The following is a 22942-nucleotide window of genomic DNA, read 5'->3' as shown; positions in this document are numbered from 1 at the left end:
TGGCTTTTTCTCTTTTTCTCCTTTATAAGAGCAGTGTTCCAGCGAGGCCGATTATCAGACAAAAAGATAGAAAGAGCATATCGGCGAAAGTGATGCGAAATGACTTGGCGTAGGTTCGCTTTGCCTCGCTGTCAAATCCTCTTGAAAGCATCGCAGTCGCCAAGAGCTCAGACCAACGAATCGATTTGACCAGTAAAGGGATCAGCATCTTGAATGAAAATAGATTGACGCGGATTCCTCTAGAACGCATGCTATTACGGATATTCTGATACTCGGCTGGAATGATGGGCGCAATTTGAAACGCAGCGAGCAGACCATAGGCAAAAACGGCGGGGAGTCGCAGCTGTTGCTGCAGCGAATAAATCAGCGCATTGATCGTGGTCGATACACTGAAAGAACTACCCAACATACCAAAGCAATAGATACGGCTTGCCATGTCAAGTCCATAGCGCATAGCTGCTGCTGAGGAGGAGCCACCTTGGTTGTCCTGGTAGTAAAGGAGTCCGGTGAAAAAGACCCCCACAGCTGCCAAGGTCAATGCAGAAACAAGCAAAAGGCTTTTTTTCAAAGAGCGTTCGTTTACAGAAACAGCAAAGAACAGGACACAGAGTAGCAGATTCAATCTGAAATTATTTTGAAAAGAAACCAGTAAGGCGAGTCCTAAAATGGCGAATAACTTGACTGTCGGGTTGAGGGTGCGCATCTATGTCCTCCTTTTCATAATGATTAAAATCAATGATTTGTGAACAAAATGCTTCCAATAATAAGACATCGTGACTAACGATCAAAACCAAGGTGCCGCTTGCGGCTTTTTCGGCTAACAGCTGCATGACCTGCCAAGCTTGCTTGACATCTTGGCCATAGGTCGGTTCATCCACCAACAGTAATTTGACTGGTCGCTGCAATAAAGCTGCTACTGCCAAGCGTCTTTGCTGGCCTTGGCTGAGTAGAAAAGGAGACTGAGTGCTCTTGTTTTGTAGTCGCAATTTTTCCAGCAGTTTGTCACTCTCGGTCGCTGCACGTCCTTGGCTAAGCTCCTGTGCCACTGTAGCAGCCAAAAACTGGTCCTGCGGATTTTGCATGATCCAGCTGATGGACCGAAAAGGGGAGGGATGCTTCTTGATTGGATCCCCGCACAGGCGAATGGTTCCTGAGTACGCCTGCTGCTGCAAGATCGCTTTTAAAAACGAAGATTTGCCGCTGCCGCTACGTCCGGTGAGCCCAATCATTGTCCCACTATCAAAGGTAAGATTTGGAAAAACAATCGCTTGGTTACGGATCGGCAGGCGAAAATCTTGAAAAGATAGCCGCTCTTTTGCAGAAAGTTTCTTAATCTCAACAGGCGGTAGTGACCTGCGCAGCTCCTGATCGAGTGCACGCATCTTTTCTTGATCGACGGATCTGAATCCTTCTTCAATCAGCAGCCACTCAGCTACCCAGTCAGCAGTTTCTTTGATTTGATGGTCGATCAGTAAGATGCCAATGGCATGTTGCTTTTGGAGCTGTCGCAGTTTTCGAATGATTTTTTGACTTGTGTCAGCGTCCAAATTGGCAAATGGTTCATCCAAAAGTAAGTAGCGACTCTTTAAAATCAGACAACAAGCCAATGCTACTAACTGTTTCTCACCGCCAGACAAGGTCGTAAAGGGCTGATCGGCAAGATGGCTGATCTCGCAAAACGTCAAGGCTTCCGCTACTTTTTTTGGCATGTCGGCTTGGGGAATACATTGATTTTCAAGACAAAACAGTAGTTCTTCTCGAGGCGTGGCCATACAAAATTGCATATCTGGATTTTGAAACAGTAAGCTGATCGACGTGCTTCTTTCTCGAATGGAAAGCTGGTTTAGCGTTCGGTCATCGATCGTATAGGTTCCTTCTTCAAACCCTTTCTCGTTAAGCCCCGCTAAGAGGTGGAAAAGAGTGCTTTTTCCTGTTCCTGAAGCACCATAGATTCCTTTTGTTTCTCCGGGGGCTAAAGACAGTGTCAGATCAAGCCGTTTTTGATCCACGAAAAAGCAGCCGTTTTTCACGAGCAGGCTCATGCCGCTTCTCGTTTGGCGCTAATGGTTTGGTCTTCAGCAATCGGATAACTGTTGAGAACGCCCATGCGTGTCAGATGATCACAGACGATCTTGACCAAAAAGGCGGAAAAGAATAAAGAAGAAAGCAAGCGAATAATAAAAATCACCACCAACAACTGCCATTGCAAGTCAACGAAATTTGACCGAATGATCCCCCAAAGAAAACTCGTGATCGTGGCGCCAATGGCACCAGTGATCAAAGGGAACCAGCCATAGCGACGGTAGCCACCTAATGCAAAGCCAGCTTCTGTTCCAATCCCTTGTACAAACCCGCTGATAAAAATAATCGGTCCATAAAAATTCCCCATAAACACTTCTAAAAGTGCGGCGATCATCTCAGTGATCGTCGCTGCGCCCGGTTTGCGCAGCACATAGCCAGCAAAAGCCGCTGCCATGAACCAAACCCCGAAAATAAACTCATTCGCTAAAACAGACAAACCAAAGGGTGTTAAAAGCGTACCTAACAACAGCCCAAAATGAACAGCGCCCAAATAGATCACGCCAAAAATCAACGAAGCGATCCCCACCATAATGACATCTTTTAAGACCCATTTAGTCATGCGACACCGCCTTCTTTTTGGAAGGACTGTTGACTGAGACCGTTGCTTCTAACACATAATGGGGAAGATGGTCATGAGCATACGCTAATGCCGCTTCAAAATACCCAAAGAGTTGGTTGGCCGTTCCCGTCAGCATCGTCACATAATGGGCGGAGCGAGGCGCCAAACCATAGGTTTCTGCCAGTTGGACGATGGTGGCGATCTCTTCCATATAATTGTTTTCCCCAAATACATAAAACGAGTATTTACAATCCACGTCAAACGTACCATTCAAAAGATTGCTTGCTTTATTGGGTTGTGCCTGTTCTCCATTCAAAAACGCGTCACCTGCAGAATCGCCAGGACAGCCCTTAGAAAAAGTAAACTCACCCACGAGGTGTGTCTTGGATTCGTAAGCGTTGATAAATAGCCCAGCTGCCGCATCGACAACACTTGGGGCTTCCCCTCGAAAAAGGGTGCTGAACAGATCGGTTTGCTGCCAAACAGCTGTTGTATCCGTCCGCTCAATGCTCGCGACGATTTGTTGCGCAAAGTGGTCTTTCATGGGGTACAAACTTACTCGGCACCCAGTGATATCGATCCCGCCTACGGCACAGGCGATTGGTTCATTTGTCATTTTCTCTTCTCCTCTCGATGGTTTTTCTGTCTACAAAAAAAGCGTTCCTCCTTTTTCTATCCACACGTAGACAGAAAAAATGGGAACGCGAAAAATCATGCGCTGCCACTTCCCTACGTTGGTACTAACCAAATCAGGTTCTAAGGGACCAGACTTACGTCTATCTCAGCATAAAGCGCCCCTAGTGGATAATCTTCTATTCAATTACCCCTCGAGTGTAGCACAGGACCCAGCAAAGGACAATAAAAAGAGATGTTCGACGATTGAAAAAAAATCAGCAGAGCAAGTCTTTCAAGGAAATTTCTTCACTGATATCTGTGGTGGTACATATGAAGGTTTTTACATATAAAAAAACAAGTGAAAAAGCGGTTGACAGGTTGCAAATAGTTGTGTAAAGTATAAAACCGATGGTAAAACGTAAACGTTACGTTTTGTTTTTATAAATCGTAATTGATTTATCAGTATTTTACCAAGGGAAAGAAAAAGAGGAAAAATAAAAGGAGTGTAGTTAGAAAATGAAGAAGTTTTTTAAAATAACGATGTTATCAGCAGTAGCCCTCGCATTGGCTGCCTGTGGTCAAGGTGGTTCTGACGCTACGGAGCAGTCAGGAAACGCCTCTTCTGAGAATGAACAAATTCAGGTCATGGCCACGTTTTATCCGATGTATGATTTTACACGCCAAGTCGTAGGGGAGGAAGGGCAGGTCGAATTATTGATGCCCGCAGGCACTGATTCCCACGACTACGAACCTTCTGCAAAGGACATGGCAAAGATCCAAGATGCGGATGTCTTTGTCTACAACAATGAAAACATGGAAATGTGGGTTCCTTCGATTGAAGCTACGTTAAATGATGGCGATGTGACAGTGGTCAAAGCCACAGAAGGAATGGTCTTACTTCCAGGAGACGAGGATCATGATCATGACCACGATCATGGCGATGATGGTCATTCCCATGAATTGGATCCCCATGTTTGGTTAGCACCAAGCTTAGCCATGAAACAAGTAGAGGCGATCCGTGACCAACTAAGTGAGGCTTATCCAGCGAAAGCGACAGCCTTTGCTGAAAATGCTGCGAATTATTTAGCGAAGTTACAAGAGCTTCATGCGTCTTATGAAGAAGCGTTTAGCAATCCAGCGCAAAATCACTTCGTGACCCAGCACGCAGCTTTTGGTTATTTGGCATTGGAATACGGGTTGACCCAAGTACCAATCTCTGGTCTTTCACCAAGCGAGGAACCTTCCGCTTCACGAATCGCAGAACTAAAAGAGTTCGTTCAAGAAACAGGTATCCAAACGATTTACTTTGAAGAAAATGCCAAAGACAGCATTGCACGAACGTTAGCTTCAGAAGCAGGTGTTGAACTGGCTGTCTTGAATCCATTAGAAGGATTGACCCAAGAACAAATGGATAACGGGGAAGACTATATTTCGATCATGGAACAAAACCGTGATGCCTTGAGAAAAACGACCGATGTAGCAAATGACAAAGAAATAGCAGAAGCCGAAAAAGAAAAAACGGTTTATAACGGCTATTTCGAGGATGCAGATGTTCAAGATCGTCCCTTATCTGATTGGGCAGGAGAATGGCAATCCGTGTATCCATTTTTACAAGACGGCACATTAGACCAAGTGTTTGATTATAAAGCAAAAATGGACAAGAAAATGACGGCTGACGAATACAAAGAGTATTATACGACCGGTTATCAAACAGATGTTGCTCAGATCAAGATCACAGACAATACAATGACGTTTATCTTCGATGATGGTACGAAGAAAGAAGCAAATTATGTGTATACTGGCAAAGAGATTTTGAACTATTCCGCTGGTAATCGTGGCGTACGTTTCTTGTTTGAAAGCACTGACGAAGATGCGGCATTCAAATACATCCAATTCAGCGACCATATGATCGCACCAAGTGCGTCCCATCATTTCCATATCTACTTCGGCAATGATAGTCATGAAGCTTTATTAGAAGAAATGGATCATTGGCCAACCTATTACCCAACTGGGATGAGCGGATTAGAAATTGCACAGGAAATGCTTTCCCATTAAAAAAAAGATTGACAATCCTCGCTCTTTTCGTCAAAGTAAACTTGATAGGAAGGAGCGAGAATTTTTTTGGAAAAAACATTGAAGAAATTAGCGAAAGTGATTGACCGTATGATGGATCACGTTGATTTGTATGGCGGACCAAGTGTGGTTAGTGACGACGATCTTGAACACTACTTAGATCCTGTTTTTTACTTGATCTTTTGCGCGGAAACAGATGGTGGCATGACTAAATTAAAAGACAAAGTCTTTGTCGAATCGGTGTACACCGAAATGCTGCCTCAAGAAGTACCGTACAGTTTAAATTTTCTTCCGTTTGCCAAAACAGCCATTGAAGACTTTTATTACTGCATGTATAAAGAAAAGCATATCACCAAATCACAATACCAAGAAATCGCCTTTGTATTGGCTGAAAAACAACCTATCTTTTTCGCACGGATGTCCAAACCCCAGTTTTGGTCAGCTGAAAAGAAAGAAGCGATGTTAGCGATGATTCAAGACACCGATCCTGAAGAACATGAACTATTGCCCGTTGATGACCCGCGTATTGCTGCAATCTCGCCAAAAATCGTCCCATTTCCAACGAAACATACGGCCTTTGATGAAGCGGCGAATAGACCAGTCGCCTATCAGATCCGTATTGATTTAGAAGGATACCGTCCGCCAATTTGGCGTCGTTTGATCATTCCTGCAGGGCTGACTTATGAGCAGCTGCATATGTTGATCCAGATTGCCTTTGAGTGGATGAATCAACATTTGTACTTGTTTATTGCCGGTTCGAAATCGATCGGCTTAGGCAATTCCGTACCAACGGATGCTTCCGGTATTGACCAAGATTTTCAGTATTGCAAGTCCATGACCTACATTTATGATATGGGGGCAGATTGGACACATAAGATCAAAATTGAAAAAGTGTTGACCACAGAAGATCACCCAGATCCCGTCGTTCCAGTTTGTATTAAAGCTGTTGGCGATGTTCCAATTGAAGATGCCTTTGATGACGATTTCCGAGAACCACTGGATCGCGAGATCATCAATGAAATGTTACTCGATTATTGGGAAACAGGAGAATATGTTTAGCGATCAGCTAGAAGACTGTATCGTAACTCTGCAAGACTATCAATGACAACCACCAGACCCTAGCGGTCCTGGTGGTTTTTTAGTCTTCTGTCAAAGACGCTTCTTGATATATTCTGTCATCGGTTTTGTGTAGCTCAAGAAATTTTTTGGTTGAGATCGACCATCATTGATCCGATTGGCTAGGAGATAACCGATATAAGGCCCGGTTGTTAACCCAGAAGAACCAAGTCCACTGGCGGCGAACAAATTCGTTTCATCAGGTACTTCCCCAAAGAACGGCGCAAAATCAGAAGTATAGGCACGTGTGCCAACGCGCATGGTCACAGGCGTGGCAAAGAGTGCTTCGGGGACTTCAAGAAAAGCACCGATTCCTGTCATCAATTGCTGCTTGGCAGCTTCCGTAGGCGTCAGATCCCAACCCGCATCATTTTCATGCGTAGCGCCTAATAAAATTTGACCATTTGAGAAGGGGATCAAGTCGCCTTCACCCTCTAGCATGGCGACTGGCCAATTATCTGTCGGCAAGTTGGCAGCAAAGGAAAGCAATTGGCCTTTTTGCGGACGAATATCAACGTGATACCCCAAAGGTGATAACAAGTCTAACAATCCAGGTCCAGCTGTCAGACAAAGAACCTCCGCCTCAAGGAGTTGATCCTTTGCTTTGATTTGCCAATGGCTGTCCTTTCTTAAAATCTCGGCTTTTTCTTCGATAAAAGTGACTTGCTGCTGTAAGGCAACTCCTTTTACGTGCGCAAGATAAGCACGACCATCTAAACGACCACCCCCTGAGATCCGTAATGAGGGCATTTCCTTCAATAATGGCAGTGCCTCTTTGGTTTGTGGTCCTGTCAGCAAATCGATCTCGCCGATTTCTGGGGCTTCTTTGCGCCGACTCACAGCCAGATCTGCTAGCTCCTGAAGCGCGTTTTCGGGACGCACCACCAACGTGCCACAGGGGGCATAGATGGATTCATCTAAAGCAAAATCCCGCGCCAATTGTGGGAAAAACGCGGCACCGTCTTGTGCAAGCTGGTACCATTTTTTATTGCGGCGTTTGGAGAGCCAAGGGGAGATGATGCCAGCACTAGCAGACGTTGCTTGCCCGATAAGGGAATCAACGACAGTCACGTCAAATTTGGTTTTATCAAGATAATTGGCGAGGGTCAATCCAATGATCCCACCGCCGATAATCACAACTTTTTTCATAGTAGAAGACTCCTTTGGTTGATTTCAATGAAAAGCGAATAAAAAGCGAAAGTTCTCTTAATGCCGTTTTCTTTGCGTACTTAATTGCGTATAATAAGGAAATGGAAAAGAGGGTATTATGCAAACTATTCAAACAGTCTTAAAAGAACATTTTGGCTATTCACAGTTTCGTGAAGGTCAAGAGACGATTATTCAATCTATTTTAACACAACAAAATGTTTTAGGAATCATGCCTACTGGTGGCGGGAAATCGATTTGTTATCAGTTGCCAGCGCTCTTGCTGGATGGGGTCACCTTGGTCATTTCACCTTTGATTTCTTTAATGAAAGATCAAGTAGACAGCCTCGTTGATATGGGGATCCCCGCTGCTTACATCAATTCTTCCTTGACAGGAGCACAGATCAATCAACGCTTGCAAGAAGCTCGCCAAGGACGAATCAAGCTGCTGTACGTTTCTCCAGAACGTCTGGACTCAGAAGCTTTTCGCTATTCGCTGCGGCAGATGCCGATCGCTTTGTTAGCCGTTGATGAGGCCCACTGTATTTCCCAATGGGGCCACGATTTTCGCCCGAGCTATCTGCGGCTCGCTGAAACGATCGACAATTGGGAACAAAAGCCCACGATCGTAGCCCTTACCGCAACAGCTACGCCCAAAGTTGCCGAAGATATCGAAAACTTACTTTCGATTCCAGCTGAAAATCAAGTCAAGACCGGCTTTGCGCGGGAAAATTTGGCTTTTCAAGTCGTCAAGGATCAAAAAGATACCTACATAACGACGTATTTGAAAATGAACCAAGGACAATCAGGTATTATTTACGCCAGCACCCGCAAAGAAGTGGAACGAATCTATCACCTGTTGAAGCATGAACACGTGTCAGTCGGGTATTACCATGGCGGGCTTTCAGAAGAAGAGCGCTCCTTTTTCCAAGAAGAATTTCTCTATGACCGCCTGCAAGTGATGGTAGCCACCAATGCATTCGGAATGGGAATCAACAAAAGCAACGTCCGCTTCGTGATCCATGCCCAGATACCAGGTAATTTGGAGTCTTATTATCAAGAAGCAGGGCGTGCTGGACGAGATGGGGAACCCAGTGATGCGATCTTGCTTTATGCGCCGCAAGACATGCAGATCCAGCAATTCTTTATCGATCAATCCGAATCAGACATTCTTTATCGCCAAAACGAATACTTGAAGTTGCGGGAGATGAGCCAATACGGACATACCCAATTGTGTTTGCAGCGCTATATTTTGCGTTATTTCGGAGAAGATGGTCCCGATTGCGGTCGTTGCAGCAATTGTCTTGATGAAAGAGAACAAGTGGATATCACAGTGGATACACAAAAAGTGTTGTCATGTGTGAAACGAATGGGCGAACGCTTTGGGAAAGCCCTGGTGGGGAAAGTGCTAACTGGCTCAGGCGATCAAAAAGTCAAACAGTGGGGCTTTGAAAAATTACCGACTTATGGATTAATGAAAGATTGGTCCCAAAAGGAAGTCAATCAGCTGATCGATTATTTAACAGCATCAGGGTATCTTTTGCCGTCTGAAGGGCAATACCCGTTGTTAAGTGTGACCAATGCGGGGATTGATGTGTTGCTTGGAAAAGCAAAAGTTTATCGAAAACAAACCAAAGTCAAACAGTTAGTGGTGGATGATGAGCTATTCGATCAACTGCGCACCTTACGATTGAATCTTGCACAAGAACAAAATTTGCCGCCATATGTGGTTTTTTCTGATAAAACACTACGAGAATTGGCGGAAGTTCAGCCAAAAACGCCGATCGAGTTTTTACAGATCAAAGGAGTTGGCCAAAACAAGTTGGATAAGTATGGCGACGCCTTTTTAGCATTGCTTTCTGAATACGAAAAGACGGAAAGTGACTAAAATAGACATTTTTCTAAGATAAGACAAAAAAGACAGCAGGAAGGGACGAAACATCAGTGATTACGATTCGACCGGCAGTAGCTGCAGATCAAGCATTTTGGTTTTCTTTGGATACTCACTTACCAACGGAAGTCTTCGCCAAAAAGATAATGGAAAAAACTGCTTATGTTGTAGTTGCAGACGACCAGCCAGTAGGGTTGCTGCGCTACAATTTTTTCTGGGACACGATTCCTTTTTGTACCATGTTAGTGATCGCAAAAGCGCATCAAGGCAAGGGAATCGGGAAACGGTTGGTTACTTATTGGGAACAACAGCAAAAAGCAGCTGGCCATGCGCTTTGCTTGACTTCCACACAAGTCGACGAGCAGGCACAGCATTTCTATCGCAAACTCGGTTACCAAGATGCCGGTGGGTTACTTTTGACAAGTCCTGGATTTGAACAGCCGATGGAATTGTTTCTTGTCAAACAGTTGTGATGTTTCTGCCAGCTTATGGTACATTGATAGGAGAACAAAAAAATAGGAGCGTTTAAGATGTCTTTTTTTGGAAAAATCGATTTCAATGAGTTATCAGAGACCGATCGTGCAATCTATCATTACATGTCCAGCCAAAGTGATAAAATTCCTTACATGCGTGTCCGTGAGATCGCGCTTGAATCCCACACTTCAGCTTCTTCGGTCATGCGCTTTATCCGTAAATTAGGGTACGAAAGCTTTACGGAGTTCCGCACCCAATTTAAAGTCCCTGAATTAGATGCCGTTAGTTTTTATAGCAGCATGAATGTCCTGAATGCTGAACATTTTCCGCGAGATATTGAAGGAAAGATTCGTCGGATCGCAGAAAGAATGTTGGAATGCGACAACATCATTTTTTATGGCATCGGTGCCTCTGGTTCCATGTGTGAATACGCTGCCCGCCGTTTTGCTACGATTGGGTTTAATAGCTATGCATTAGTGGATAATACGTACCCCATTTTTGCTAAGTTGAAGCATACTTCGGATAATATGATCGTCGTCTTGTCCATCACGGGAACGACTACCGAGATTATTGAAGTCGTCAATGGGTTTCGTAACAATCCAGACTTCACTACGGTAGCGATCACCAGTGACGCCAATAGCACTCTGGGACGAATGTCCGATTATGTCTTGGACTATTCAGTTGATGTAAAACGCATCAACAAGTATGAAGATTTGACGACGCAAATTCCTTGTCTTTTCTTAGTGGAAGCTTTATCAGAGACGGTTCGTCAGTTTTCGTTAACAGCAGAAGAATTGTAAACGGATTTTTCTCTTTATTCACACGTAAATCAACAAACAGCTTCATTCCATCAAAAGGGATTCCTTTGATGGAATGATTTGGCTGTTTGTTTTTTTATTGTGAAAAAAATAGGTGTAGGTATCGATGGGAATCGACTTGAAAAGTTTGCTGTTTTTAAAAAAAGTAAAGCGACTAGCAAGAGGAACTGAGGGGCGAGACAATGTGTGCAGCAAGAATGACCTGAATTCGTGTCGTTTTCAATAGATTTTTATAGAATGACGCGTATTTTGGAAGAAATGAGCCATGAAAGATAACGGAGATTCACAATATTCACCATTTGATGAAGAATGTGAATTTTATCAAAAGTCAATCAACGATATAATAAATAGAACATGTTTGAAAACCATCGTTTTTGAGATATGTTATTTTATTTTGAGCGATATTTTTAATAAGGCTGATAAACCATGCTTTAAAATGGTTTTCTTCCACATTTCTTGCAAATCCTTTTATAATCCCAAAAACGATGGTTTTTGAAGTGAATTCTATAAAAGGAGGAGGGAGAATGAACATCAAAGGTGCGCGTTTTTTAGCAAAACTTCTAAAAGGCTGTCTCGCCTTATGGGTCGCTTGCAGTTTTCCAATAACAAGCTTCAGCGATGAGCTGCGATCAACCGAAACAGATGGAACCGTGCAGTTTACAGGAGTATATGAACCGCTAGATCCTCCAGAACCATCACCGCCAACAGGACCAGTCCTACGCCCGCCGCAAGACACGGTGAAGCCGGGGGGAGAACTGCCTCAGACTAACACCGTTCAGCGATTGGATTGGGTGATTCTAGGCTGTCTTTTGATAATTATCGCGCTTGACTTATATGTACTAAAACAAATCATTCGAAAAGGAAAAGCTACTTCCCCAAAGTGGGAATAGCGTCCATTTAACAAACAAGAGAATGACATTTAGGAGTGAATGGGATGAACTCATTTTTTCGTAAAAAAAATAAAGAATTACTGGTTTTGCTTATCTTACTCCCTCTGATTATGACGTTCACGATCATGAATGCCGAGACGATTTATTCGTGGACCCCAGAGAATGAGCAAGAGGAGAAATCAGCTGAAGAAGTAATCGGAGAAATCTTCTTTCCAGAAGAATTGATCCAAGGAGAAGTCGATTATGTACTAGATTTTATCTTTTACTCAGAAGATGCCCTTGAAACGGTGGACCTCGCTTTGCCTGAACAAGTAATCATCGATCAGGAAGCATTGATGGAGGGGCTAACTGCTGTAAAAACAGAAAACGAAGGGGTGTGGCAGCTGATCAGCGAGGTCCCACAAACCACCTTTGTCTTACCGATTATTGTGGATACGATCGGAGAATATGAGCTCATCGTTGCCGAGTCTGCGTCACAACGGCTTCTGATAGTGGAAAACACGGTGATCGAAGATACTGATCAAGACGAAGATGAAAATGATTCTGCGGAAGCTGCACAAGAGGAAGAAGGAGACGAGGCTTCGGATGCGGCAGCGAAAGAGGCGGAAGTGGATGATAGAAGTGAGCAGATGGTCGAAGTGACGATTGACAAAAACAATTTTAGAGAACACTTTGATGTCCAAGGCACTGCTACTTACAATGAAGAAACGGGTCTATTAGTCTTGACAGAAGATATCACTTGGTCAGTCGGTTATGTTACCTTAAAAGACAGAATTAGTCTGGATCAGCCATTTACGCTTAAAGGTAGAGCCAATATAGGGTCTAAACCACGTGGTGCTGATGGGATGGCATTTGGCTTTCATAATTCTGAGACTCACATAAGAGGTCATGAGGGCAATGCATTTGGGATCGGTGGACTGAGAGATGCCTTCGCTTTTAAACTAGATAATAATTATAATGATACTCGAGGTCTTTTTGATAGTAATAGGTTTACCGTTGAAAGGGATCCAATACAAGTCGGCGATGCACCCTTTGCTGGCTTTATCTATCATAGGACACCAGTATTACTGGAAACATATATGGGAAATGATGCTCCAGCAGCAAGAACGGGTGCCAGAAATGGGGCAGATGATCCGATCTTGATTGAATATCAGCCAAATAATGAAGGTCGCTGGTTTCAAGTTACGTATAGAGATCGGATTTGGCGACGTGATATTAGTGATTGGCAGCCCGCTGATGTTTCTGCAATGGCATTTATTATAGCCGGCAGTACGGGAGCGAGAAGTGATCGCCATACCTTTTATTTTGAAGAAATGAACTACTACATTGGTACCGGAACCGTCCATGTAAACTATCTGGATCGAGAGACAGGAGAGCCTATTCTTCCTGCTGATACACTGGATCTGCCGTTACGTTTTCTTCATACACTGGACCCCAAGAACCGAGAGAGCGATGAACCCTATCAGTTAGGGTATGACTATTATGGTGTTGAGTATGAAGCAGAACACTTTGACCCAGATACATTTGACATTATGCCGCAGCCGTTCCATCAGGAGGTGACTTTTTTATTTGATCGCGTGCCATCGAACATCAAGATCAATCACATAGATGAAGAAGGGGTAACACTGAGGGAACCAACCTATCAAGGAGAATTCGTAAATGAATCGGTCGATATCCTGCCTGTGGAGATTCCTTATTATCAATATCTTTACGAGCGGGACGGTCAGCCGCTGGAAACAAGAGTCACCCGAGATGAACAAGAATACTGGCTGGTTTATGGTTTGGAAAGTACTCCGCAACCAGTAGATCCTCTTGACCCGGATACGCAAGTAAACCCTGAGAATCCGCCTGAGATTGATGAAGAACAAGGGTTTGTCAGCTTGGATTTTGTTTCCCAATTCCAGTTTGGGACAGTGGGCATTCGGTCAGAAACGACGACCTATGATGCCTTACCGCAAAAACTGCTTCATCCGGCTGATCCAAATGATAATCTACGCCCTAATTATGTGCAAGTTTCGGATCGGAGGCGGGAAAATTCTGGTTGGACCCTCCGTGCAACCTTACGAACCCCTTTTGAAAGTGATGAAGGGCATCAACTGAATGGTGCTAGAATTTTGTTAAACAATATCGATGTAGCAACGACTCGAGAGAATGTGTCTGATCCCCCTACGTTTAAACCGCAAGCAACCCTGACTGTTGGACAGGCTGAAGTGATTGCGCAAGCAAATGCCAACGAAGGTAGAGGCACTTGGGTCCAGCGCTTTGGCGATCGAGAAACAATGGATCAAAGTGTGAAACTTGAGGTGCCAGTGAGTGCAGCACCTCAAGCCACGCGATATACAGCAACGATCCTCTGGGAACTTTCCTTTGTTCCTTAAGAATAAAGTAAAAAGAAGCTGCAGCTAGTTGCAGCTTCTTTTTATTAGAATCATGGAAGAGACAATGTCGGATGTATCAGGGGATTCGGTGCGATCCATTTTTTGTGGTACACCTTGTACCATGATGAAGATTTTTCCTTTTTCCCATGAGTTGCACCAAAGTAGGAACACTATCTTTTTTTGAAAACGTTTTTAATTATACTGGATGAAAGGAATAGATACTTTTTTGCTTCTGCTAAGAAGGCGCAAATAGGGCTTTTTTTAAGCAAAAGAAGAGAACCGAATGATTGGAGAGAATAATAGTGGAGACCGTAAAACTAAAAGAACTGATTGACCAAATGACCGTAGCTGAAAAAGTGGGCCAGTTAGTCCAACTGACGCCAGATTTTTTTGCACAAGGAGGAGAAATCACGGGTCCGATGCAGCAATGGCAAATGAGTGAAGACCAATTATTTACGATTGGTTCTGTGTTGGGCACTCATACTGCTGAACAAGTATATGCCATCCAAACGTCTTATCTTGAGAAAAGTCGTTTAAAGATTCCCCTTGTTTTTATGGCAGATGTTATCCATGGGTATGAAACGATTTTCCCAATTCCGCTTGCCTTAGCCTCTTCCTTTGATGCGCAGTTAGTGGAAGAGGTTGCTAAAGCTTCAGCGAAAGAAGCGGCAGAAGCTGGTGTCCATGTCACGTTTTCACCGATGGCGGATCATGTCAAAGACGCGCGCTGGGGAAGGGTCTTGGAAAGTAATGGGGAAGATCCCACCTTATCTTCTGTATTGACGGCTGCTTATGTACGAGGGTATCAAGGAACTGCTTCCCTTGCAGAAAATAAACAGCGAATTGCCGCTTGTGTCAAACACTTTATCGGCTATGGCGCTGCAGAAGGTGGACGGGACTACCATACCGTTGATTTGTCCGATCTGGAGCTCTATCAGAATTATTTGCCCGCGTTTCAGGCTGCGATTGAAGCAGGGGCGCAATTAGTAATGACCTCCTTTAATACGATCCACGGTGTTCCTGCCACCGCAAATCAACCCTTATTGCAGGAAGTATTACGACAAAAGCTGGGATTCGACGGCTTGATCATCTCAGATTGGGCAGCGGTAGCGGAATTGATGGCGCATCGTGTAGCTGCTGATCGAAAGGAAGCCGCAAAGAAAGCTTTTACTGCTGGCGTGGAAATGGATATGATGAGCGATTGCTATCTGAATGCATTGGAACAAATCATTCATGCAGAACCTGAAATGAACGAGCAGCTAAATAAGGCTGTCTTTCATGTGTTAAGCTTAAAAAATAAGTTGGGTCTTTTTGAAGACCCTTTTAGAGGATTAGTGCAGGGCAACTTAGCACCAAAATTAGTGCAGGAAACACGCCACCTTTCACGAGAAGCAGCAAAGAAAACAACGGTTCTTCTGAAAAACCAAGCACTGTTGCCGTTACAGAAAAAACAAAAGGTCGCATTGATCGGCCCCAAAGCAGCTTCGAAGGATCTTTTGGGGGCTTGGTCGTGGATCGGCAAACCGGAGGCTGCGGTCTCCTTAGCGGAGGGTCTTTCTCAAAAAGAAATTGACTTAACTGTCTTATCGTATCCTGATGGGGAAATGCTGACGAGCACCTTTATTGATGAGGCGTGTAAAGTTGCTAAAGAAGCTGAGGTTGTTTTATTGGCTCTGGGGGAAACTAGCGAGGAAGCGGGAGAAGCGGCAAGTCTGACCAAACTTTCTTTATCAAGAAAGCAAGAAGCATTGATTGAAGCAGTAAGTCAGGTCAATCCTAGGATCGCAACGATTCTTTTCTGTGGCAGACCACTGGTTTTGACCGCCATCGAGCCTCTTTGCCAAGCCATCATGATTGCCTGGTTCCCTGGATCAGAAGGAGGCAATGCGTTGGCAGATTTGTTGATGGGCGAGTCTGAACCGCAAGGACGTTTAGCTATGAGTTTTCCTCGAGCAGAAGGCCAATTACCGATGACCTATGCTCAACTCTCTACAGGGCGTCCACTGACTGAAGAGAATAGTGATCAAAAATATATTTCGCGTTATATGGATGAAAAAAATGAGCCATTGTTTTCTTTTGGCTCGGGGATGGGCTATGGTCGATGCACGATCACCCACACCCAAATCACTAATCCTCAGGAAAAGGATGCACCATTTGAGGTCAGCTGCACGTTGAAAAATGAGGGAGATGTACCGCATACCACGACACTGCAACTCTATAGCAGAGACGATGTTACAGAAGTAGCGCGACCGATGCGGGAATTAAAACAATGGCAAAAAATCCATCTTGCTGCAGGCGAAGAAAGGCAGCATACATTCTATGTTACACCAGAGGATTTTGCTTACGTTCATTCCGATTTCTCGACAAAAAGTGATCCTGGTACGATTTCTTTATACCTTGGCTTTGCTGCTGCCTCAGCGAAGTTGATTGGTACGCTCACGATTTAAAAGCCTTTCGAGGCTTTTTTTGTAGGTACAACTTGTACCATGATGGCACAGGTTTCAAGTTGCTGGTACAAGCGCCAATCAGCCCTAGAATCATTGTGGATGAAAACGTTTTTATATATAGTTGGATTATCAGATGACCAGTGAGGTAACGGTCGTTCATTTTTCCGATAAAATAAAAACGTTTTTATTTTTGCGGGATCAGTTTAGGAGGTGAGGGTCATTTGGCAAATCGAATCACGATCCGAGAAGTAGCGAAAGAAGCAAATGTGTCGATTGCGACGGTTTCCAAAGCACTCAACGGTGTCGATGTTGTTCGCCCAGCTACGAAAGAACGTGTGGTGGCGGCAGCACAACGTTTGCATTATGTTCCCAATTTAATGGGCAAACAATTGAAAAACACGAAAACGAAAATGCTCGGTTTCTACACTACCAGCATGAAAGGGCCTTACTTTAGCGTATTAGTTGAAGCGATTGCCAGAGAGGCAGAAAAACATGGTTATGCGGTCAATGTCTTCTTATCCACGGATAAACGAGTGGTTCTCAATAGTATATTAGGCGGTGTTGTTGATGGCATTATTGGCTTTGAAGATTTTTTAACGAAGCAGGATTTGGCTGCAATGGAACGAGAACAAATCAAAGCCGTCTTTATCGATCGAAACATCCAAGAGAAGAACTTCGGCAGTGTAGTCTTTGATTCTTTCGAAAAAGGAAAAGCAGCCACCGAGTATCTTTTGTCACTTGGCCACAAAAAAATTGCCTTTATCAGTGGTATCACTGGTGTTTATGATAGTGATGAGCGCTTAAGAGGGTATTTAGAAGCATTAAACGAGGCAGGGGTTTCTAAACGGTCGGACTATCAATTACAGGGGTTCTTTGAAGAAGAACGAACGAGAGTCCGTGTGCAACAGTTTTTGTTAGAGCAGAAAGATTTACCCACAGCGTTTCTGGCGGGAAATGATCTTAGTGCGATCGGAACGGTCAAGGCGATCCATGAGACCAAGTGGCGGGTGCCCGATGATTTCAGCGTAATTGGTTTTGATGGCATCGATCTTTTGGACTATTTCATGCCTCGGTTGACGACTGTGAAAAATCCCATCCAATTGCAAGGGGTCACGGCAGTCAAACACTTGATCGAAATGATTGAGGAAAATGCCATTGGGATCTCCTTCGTTTTACCAGGGGAATTGTGCATCAATCAATCGACAAAACAAGTAAATGAATAATGAGGGTGAAGCAATGTTTATTGGAATCGATGTTGGAGGAACCACCATCAAATATGGTGTGATCTTGAAAAACGGTGAAATTGTCAAAAAAGGACAGATGCCGACGATCCATGAAAAGGAGGGATTTTTGCAATCCATCACAGCATTGATCAAATCGTTGCAGCAAGAAGCAATAGTCGAAGGTGTCGGGATTAGCGCACCGGGCATCATCCAAAAAGATGGCACGATGATTACAGCAGGATCAATCAAATCCCTTTATGGAATCAATTTAATGCAAGAAATAGAAGAACGTGTCAAGCTACCGGTCATGGTTGAAAATGATGCCAATGCAGCGGCGATCGCTGAAAAATGGCTTGGGCACGCACAGAACTGTGAGAACTATCTATGCCTTGTCGTCGGTACAGGCATTGGCGGTGGGATCATTGTTAATGATCAGCTCTATCGCGGTAGCCATGGCATGGCAGGTGAATTCGGATGGATGCTGATCGATAGCTTACCTGACCAAGGAAATTTAGAAACTGTTTCCTTGAACCAAAGAGCTGCTGTCGTGGGTGGTCTTTGCCATCAGTACCAGTTGGCACTTCAACAGCTTGGTCGGAGTGATTTCCCTCAAGATGCGGTGGAGATCTTTCAGCGAGGAGCGCAAGGAGAAGTGGTAGCGAACCAAGTGCTTGCACAGTTTTTTCAAGATTTATCGGTGGGCTTGCTCAATTTGATCAGTACATTTGATCCCGAGCTGATTTTGATTGGTGGTGGGATCAGTGAAAATGATGGGTTTATGGCAAGGCTTGAAGAGAACCTCTGTCAGCTAAAAGCTCGCCATGAAAGTATTGGTTACTTAGAAGGACGCACGATTGCACCGATTCGACGAGCAAAATTAAAAAATGATGCAGGTATGATTGGTGCGGTCTATCAGTTGATGAACCAACGAAGGAGGTAACTCATTTCCTTCAGATGAAAAAGTAAGCGTTTTAGAAAGGGTGGAACAATGGAATCTAAAGGAGTCGTACTTAAGGCAACCCCAAAGAAAAGAACTTTTTTACAGAAACTAAAAGGCCAAAGTTTTTATCAAGCAATGGTTTGGCCAGGGATTATCCTGATGATTATTTTTAATTTTATCCCACTATACGGGATCGTCATCGCATTTAAAGATTACTCAGTGCTTGATTCGATCGCGAATGCAGAGTGGGTCGGTACCCAATATTTCCAAGAATTTTTTAGTGATTCAATGTTTTGGACGGTGATGAGTAATACGTTAGGCATCAGCTTTTTTAAACTACTGATTGGTTTTCCAGCAGCGATTGGCTTAGCAGTATTGATCAATGAAATCGTTCATGTGCGCTTGAAGAAGGTTGTTCAAACGGTGTCTTATTTGCCACATTTTCTTTCTTGGGTCATCTTAGGAGGCATGTTTATTACGTGGTTGTCTGATACCGGTTTGGTCAATAATTTACTGTTAGGTGTTGGGTTGATCGATGAACCGATTCGCTTCTTGACTGATCCCGAAAAATATTGGGCGATTGCAGTCATTTCCGATATTTGGAAAGAAGTTGGATGGAATACGATTTTATACATTGCTGCTATGACAGGGATCAATCCAGCTCTTTATGAAGCAGCGAGAATGGATGGCGCCACGAAGTTTCAGCAGATCACTCGGATCACGATCCCTTCGATCCGTCATATTATCGCCTTGACATTTGTTTTGTCAGTCGGTGGGTTATTGGGTTCAAACCTCGATCAAACACTCGTCTTACAAAACCCTGTCAATTATCAGTCCAGTGAAGTCATTAATTCATTCGTCTATAAAATGGGGATTCAACAAGGAGACTTCTCCTATGCGACCGCCGTTGGTCTATTTGTGTCGGTTGTTTCATTGATCCTTGTGGTCGGTAGTCATCTTTTGACAAAAAAAATCAGTGATGAATCAGTCTTTTAGAGGAGGGAAAGTATGAAACAAACATTTTCAAAAGATGAGAAGATCTTCAATACTGCCAATGTGATTTTCATGGTGTTCTTCTTAGCCATCATTGCGTTGCCACTATGGAATATCGTCGCCTTGTCTTTCAATGATGCAACCGATGCCGCAAGAGGGGGGATCTATTTCTGGCCACGGGAATTTTCACTAGAAAGTTACTACACCGTTTTTGAAGATTCTGCGATCTATAAAGCCTTTGTCATCTCAGTTGCAAAAACAGTGATTGGTGTTGTTTTGCATACGGCATTGACGGCGATGGTTGCTTACGGGATGAGTCGTAGAAACTTAATGGGGCGGAAAATCTATATGAACATGGGGATTTTAACGATGTTCGTTTCTGGAGGGATGATTCCTACCTTTCTCTTATTTAAAGAACTCGGCTTGTTAAATAATTTTTGGGTTTACATCATACCTGTTTTATTTTCTTTTTACGACATGGTGATTTTGATGAATTTTTTCCGGAGCATTCCATTTTCGCTGGAAGAATCTGCCATGATGGATGGCGCCAATCCTTTTATTATTTTCGTAAAAATCATTTTGCCATTGTCCCTTCCAGTTTTGGCAACCATCGCATTATTCCACGGCGTCTTTCAGTGGAACGACTACATGACCGCCAATATCTATGTTGATGATCGTAGTTTATATCCTTTACAAATGCTACTATTTCGGATCGTTTCGGAAAATCTATCGCCTGCAGTAGCAACAGGCACCAATGTGGTCAGAAATACGACTTCTCAGTCATTGCAATTAGCAACCATGGTGGTAACGACGGTTCCTGTCGTCGTGATCTATCCATTTTTACAAAAGTACTTTATTCAAGGGATGACTCTTGGATCAGTAAAAGAATAGACAAAAGGAGAGAAAAAAATGAAAGCAAGCAAATTATTCTTAGGAATCGGTCTCGTATGTACATCAGTCGTGGTATTAGGCGCCTGTGGTAATTCCAACAGCGAGTCAAAAGGGGCTGCTGTAGTAGAAGATCTGCCAGAAGCTCGCTTTGAAGCAGACAAAGATACCCCAAGCTGGCAAAAAGACACTGACCATGAAGCGACCTTGAAGTGGTATGTCAACTTTGATTGGTATGCTCAGCCAGGGTGGGGAAAAGATACTGTGACGCGAAAAATCAAAGAAGATATGAATATCAATGTCGAATTTATTTCAGGGAATGATGAGAACCTTAACACGATGTTAGCTGGAGGCGATCTGCCAGATATCATGACCTTCGATAAAAATCTATCTGCTGCCAACGAAGCGACGAAATTTGCTTTACCACTGAATCTTTTGGCAGAAAAATACGATCCTTATTTCCTAGAACATGCAGCGAAGCCTGAATCTGTTCAATGGTTTACTTTAGAAGATGGCAATATCTATGGATACCCAAGCTTTTCAACGACTGCGCAAGATTATGAGGACGGCAATGTAGTGGGAGATCAAGTCTTCATTGTCCGCAAAGATATTTACGAAGCATTGGGTGAACCTGATATGTCGACGCCCGAAGGATTTTTAGATGCGTTAAAACGGGCAAAAGAAGCATTTCCGACAGCAGATGATGGTGCTGCATTAGTCCCATTTGCTTCGACTGCATTAGATATTTCCAATGGCGGGGATGGCGCTTATGGTGGTACTTTGCAAGATTTTCTAAGCATTGCACCCAGTGTTGATGGGCAATTCAATGATCGAGACGCTGATGAGGAGTATATCACGTGGATCGAGACTTTTAGAAAAGCTTACAATGAAGGATACATTACCAACGACCAATTTTCAGACAATGACAACACGATGAAAGAAAAACTAGGGCAGGGCCGTTACTTTGCTTACTTGCATACAAACACGAAAGGACTCAATGAGTTCATGTCAGACAATAATGCCCGTAATCCTGAACAAACCTATATTGCCGTCGATGGGCCGAAGAATTCGAATGGCGATGATTCCACTTTTACTGGCGGAAATATTGGTGGATGGACACAAACCTTTATCACGACGTCGACAAAAGAACCCCAAAAAGCCATGGAGCTTTTGACCTATTTGGCAAGTGAATATGGCACGATGGTCACGACCTTTGGGATTGAAGGGGAAACATACAACCTCGTAGATGGCGTGGTTGAATACTCAGAGGAAACAGAGGCCTTACGAAATTCGGACATAGCTCGTTTTGACAAGGAAGTTGGGCTAGGTTCTTATTGGTTTGTTGGGAATGACAATTATGCTATCCAAATGGGACAAAAACCAGCTACATCGATTCGTCAGATGGTGGAATGGTCTCAAGATAAGTTAGCACCACGTTTTGAGATCGAAGACATTGATCCTCGCACCGGTTCTGAAGCAAGAAACCTCACTTCCATCAACACAGCAAGAGTGCAAGCGTTGGTCAACTTTATTCAAGCAGGCTCTGAAGAAGCGGGACGTCAGATTTGGGAAGACTACTTACAAGAACGAGAAAACAATGGGTGGTCAGCAATCGTTGATTACCGAAATGAGAAAATCGCTGAAAATATTGAAAAACTAAACTAAAGGTGTGTGTGTGATGTTTGCTTTAGAGAGTCGTTTTTATCGTCTTTGCGAAGTTATTTTTCGTATGCTGGTTTTGAATCTCTTGTTTTTGGTGGTGTCGTTTCCGATCATCACGTTTCCTGCAGCTATGCGAGCGGTCGTAGATGCTTATGAACATCCTGAAGCAAAACTGCTACGCCCCTTCTTGAAAAACAGCAAAAACGCATTGTTGAAGACCCTACCATTAGGGGTCTTCAATCTCTTCTCATTTTTATGCGGACTCAGCTTGTGGCGTTCTGCTGCTTTGACGAATTCATTGTTTTTCTCTTTTTTGACCATCATTTTTCTTACATTTTTGTTGTCCTACAACATTAACCTGTATGTGATGCAATCAAAATTGCAAGATCGGCAAAACCTGTTTGTCCTTTTTCGTAGTAGTTTTTTCTTTACGATGATGCACTACCATAAAGGGATCGGAATTTTAGTCCTAGCAGCGATCGGCTATTTCTTCACATGGCAATCAGCACCAAGTATCTTCTATCTGTTTTGTCTGTCTGGGCCCTTGTATTTTTATCAAAAAGTGTTGCATCTAAACAGAGTGGATCAATCTTGATTCACTCTGTTTTTGCTTGTATTCGCCACTAGCAAGGAAGTAGACAGGATGAAACATGTTCCAATCTTTGAAACGCATTGAATTGAAAACGTTTGCTATTCTATTAGTAACAAATGTTTCCTATAATGAACCTACAAATCAACTACAAAGGA

At 43.6% G+C, this 22942-nt stretch carries 19 protein-coding genes and 1 riboswitch; of the genes, 14 read left to right on the top strand and 5 right to left on the bottom strand.

Annotated elements, in window-relative coordinates:
- Positions 1-22: 22 nt before the first annotated feature.
- The 4 genes from IGI71_RS10210 to IGI71_RS10195 are packed head-to-tail and all read right to left on the bottom strand — an operon-like array spanning position 23 to position 3257.
- A complete protein-coding gene (locus IGI71_RS10210) occupies positions 23-703 on the bottom strand; it encodes an energy-coupling factor transporter transmembrane component T (protein WP_128489232.1) in 681 nt (226 codons plus the stop codon).
- The gene (locus IGI71_RS10205) at positions 630-2042 is read right to left on the bottom strand and encodes an ABC transporter ATP-binding protein (RefSeq protein ID WP_123833666.1); all 1413 of its coding nucleotides are present in this window, start codon (positions 2040-2042) and stop codon (positions 630-632) included. The genes IGI71_RS10210 and IGI71_RS10205 overlap by 74 nt, the downstream gene beginning before the upstream one ends.
- Entirely contained in the window at positions 2039-2641 is a 603-nt protein-coding gene (locus IGI71_RS10200) for an ECF transporter S component (RefSeq protein ID WP_010749530.1), read from the bottom strand. Before IGI71_RS10200 ends, IGI71_RS10205 begins: the two co-directional genes overlap by 4 nt.
- Complete coding sequence (locus IGI71_RS10195) at positions 2634-3257, bottom strand: YkoF family thiamine/hydroxymethylpyrimidine-binding protein (protein WP_128489234.1); 624 nt, start codon at positions 3255-3257, stop codon at positions 2634-2636. Before IGI71_RS10195 ends, IGI71_RS10200 begins: the two co-directional genes overlap by 8 nt.
- A gap of 93 nt (positions 3258-3350) precedes the next feature.
- Positions 3351-3450: riboswitch (TPP riboswitch) on the bottom strand.
- Between the two features lie 322 nt (positions 3451-3772).
- Between IGI71_RS10195 and IGI71_RS10190 the strand changes: the two genes are divergently transcribed.
- Both IGI71_RS10190 and IGI71_RS10185 read left to right on the top strand, forming a co-directional pair.
- Positions 3773-5311 carry a zinc ABC transporter substrate-binding protein AdcA gene (locus IGI71_RS10190; protein WP_015509936.1) on the top strand — a complete coding sequence of 513 codons (1539 nt, stop codon included), beginning with the start codon at positions 3773-3775 and terminating at the stop codon, positions 5309-5311.
- Between the two features lie 66 nt (positions 5312-5377).
- The gene (locus IGI71_RS10185; RefSeq protein WP_060793052.1) at positions 5378-6388 is read left to right on the top strand and encodes a plasmid pRiA4b ORF-3 family protein; all 1011 of its coding nucleotides are present in this window, start codon (positions 5378-5380) and stop codon (positions 6386-6388) included.
- A gap of 90 nt (positions 6389-6478) precedes the next feature.
- Here the strand turns inward: IGI71_RS10185 and IGI71_RS10180 are convergent, their stop codons facing one another.
- The gene (locus tag IGI71_RS10180) at positions 6479-7594 is read right to left on the bottom strand and encodes an NAD(P)/FAD-dependent oxidoreductase (protein ID WP_128489236.1); all 1116 of its coding nucleotides are present in this window, start codon (positions 7592-7594) and stop codon (positions 6479-6481) included.
- Between the two features lie 118 nt (positions 7595-7712).
- Here IGI71_RS10180 and recQ point away from each other — a divergent pair, with 118 nt between their 5' ends.
- The 12 genes from recQ (at position 7713) to IGI71_RS10120 (ending at position 22790) form a co-directional block, all read left to right on the top strand.
- Entirely contained in the window at positions 7713-9479 is a 1767-nt protein-coding gene (recQ, locus tag IGI71_RS10175; RefSeq protein ID WP_010749536.1) for a DNA helicase RecQ, read from the top strand.
- A gap of 56 nt (positions 9480-9535) precedes the next feature.
- Positions 9536-9955 carry a GNAT family N-acetyltransferase gene (locus IGI71_RS10170; RefSeq protein WP_060793049.1) on the top strand — a complete coding sequence of 140 codons (420 nt, stop codon included), beginning with the start codon at positions 9536-9538 and terminating at the stop codon, positions 9953-9955.
- A gap of 57 nt (positions 9956-10012) precedes the next feature.
- Positions 10013-10756: a MurR/RpiR family transcriptional regulator gene (locus IGI71_RS10165; protein ID WP_015509932.1), complete on the top strand. Its 744-nt coding sequence runs from the start codon at positions 10013-10015 to the stop codon at positions 10754-10756.
- A 542-nt stretch (positions 10757-11298) separates the two neighbouring features.
- Positions 11299-11664, top strand: coding sequence for a hypothetical protein (locus IGI71_RS10160; protein ID WP_016610961.1), 366 nt, complete (start codon positions 11299-11301; stop codon positions 11662-11664).
- A 44-nt stretch (positions 11665-11708) separates the two neighbouring features.
- A complete protein-coding gene (locus IGI71_RS10155; RefSeq protein ID WP_128489240.1) occupies positions 11709-14042 on the top strand; it encodes a WxL domain-containing protein in 2334 nt (777 codons plus the stop codon).
- 302 nt (positions 14043-14344) lie between these two features.
- Complete coding sequence (locus IGI71_RS10150) at positions 14345-16489, top strand: glycoside hydrolase family 3 N-terminal domain-containing protein (protein WP_128489242.1); 2145 nt, start codon at positions 14345-14347, stop codon at positions 16487-16489.
- Between the two features lie 221 nt (positions 16490-16710).
- Positions 16711-17712, top strand: a complete 1002-nt coding sequence (locus tag IGI71_RS10145) for a LacI family DNA-binding transcriptional regulator (protein WP_128489244.1) — start codon at positions 16711-16713, stop codon at positions 17710-17712.
- Between the two features lie 13 nt (positions 17713-17725).
- Entirely contained in the window at positions 17726-18652 is a 927-nt protein-coding gene (locus IGI71_RS10140) for an ROK family protein (protein ID WP_164890382.1), read from the top strand.
- Positions 18653-18700: 48 nt separating this feature from the next.
- A complete protein-coding gene (locus IGI71_RS10135) occupies positions 18701-19648 on the top strand; it encodes an ABC transporter permease (RefSeq protein WP_016610970.1) in 948 nt (315 codons plus the stop codon).
- 12 nt (positions 19649-19660) lie between these two features.
- Complete coding sequence (locus IGI71_RS10130) at positions 19661-20536, top strand: carbohydrate ABC transporter permease (protein WP_005236529.1); 876 nt, start codon at positions 19661-19663, stop codon at positions 20534-20536.
- A gap of 18 nt (positions 20537-20554) precedes the next feature.
- Entirely contained in the window at positions 20555-22198 is a 1644-nt protein-coding gene (locus IGI71_RS10125) for an ABC transporter (RefSeq protein WP_128489250.1), read from the top strand.
- A 13-nt stretch (positions 22199-22211) separates the two neighbouring features.
- Positions 22212-22790: a hypothetical protein gene (locus IGI71_RS10120; RefSeq protein WP_060792112.1), complete on the top strand. Its 579-nt coding sequence runs from the start codon at positions 22212-22214 to the stop codon at positions 22788-22790.
- Positions 22791-22942 lie beyond the last annotated feature (152 nt).

The organism is Enterococcus sp. DIV1279b (genome assembly GCF_050531515.1).
GTDB classification, from domain to species: Bacteria; Bacillota; Bacilli; order Lactobacillales; family Enterococcaceae; genus Enterococcus_D; species Enterococcus_D casseliflavus.
This window is presented reverse-complemented; position numbering and strand designations above follow the sequence as displayed.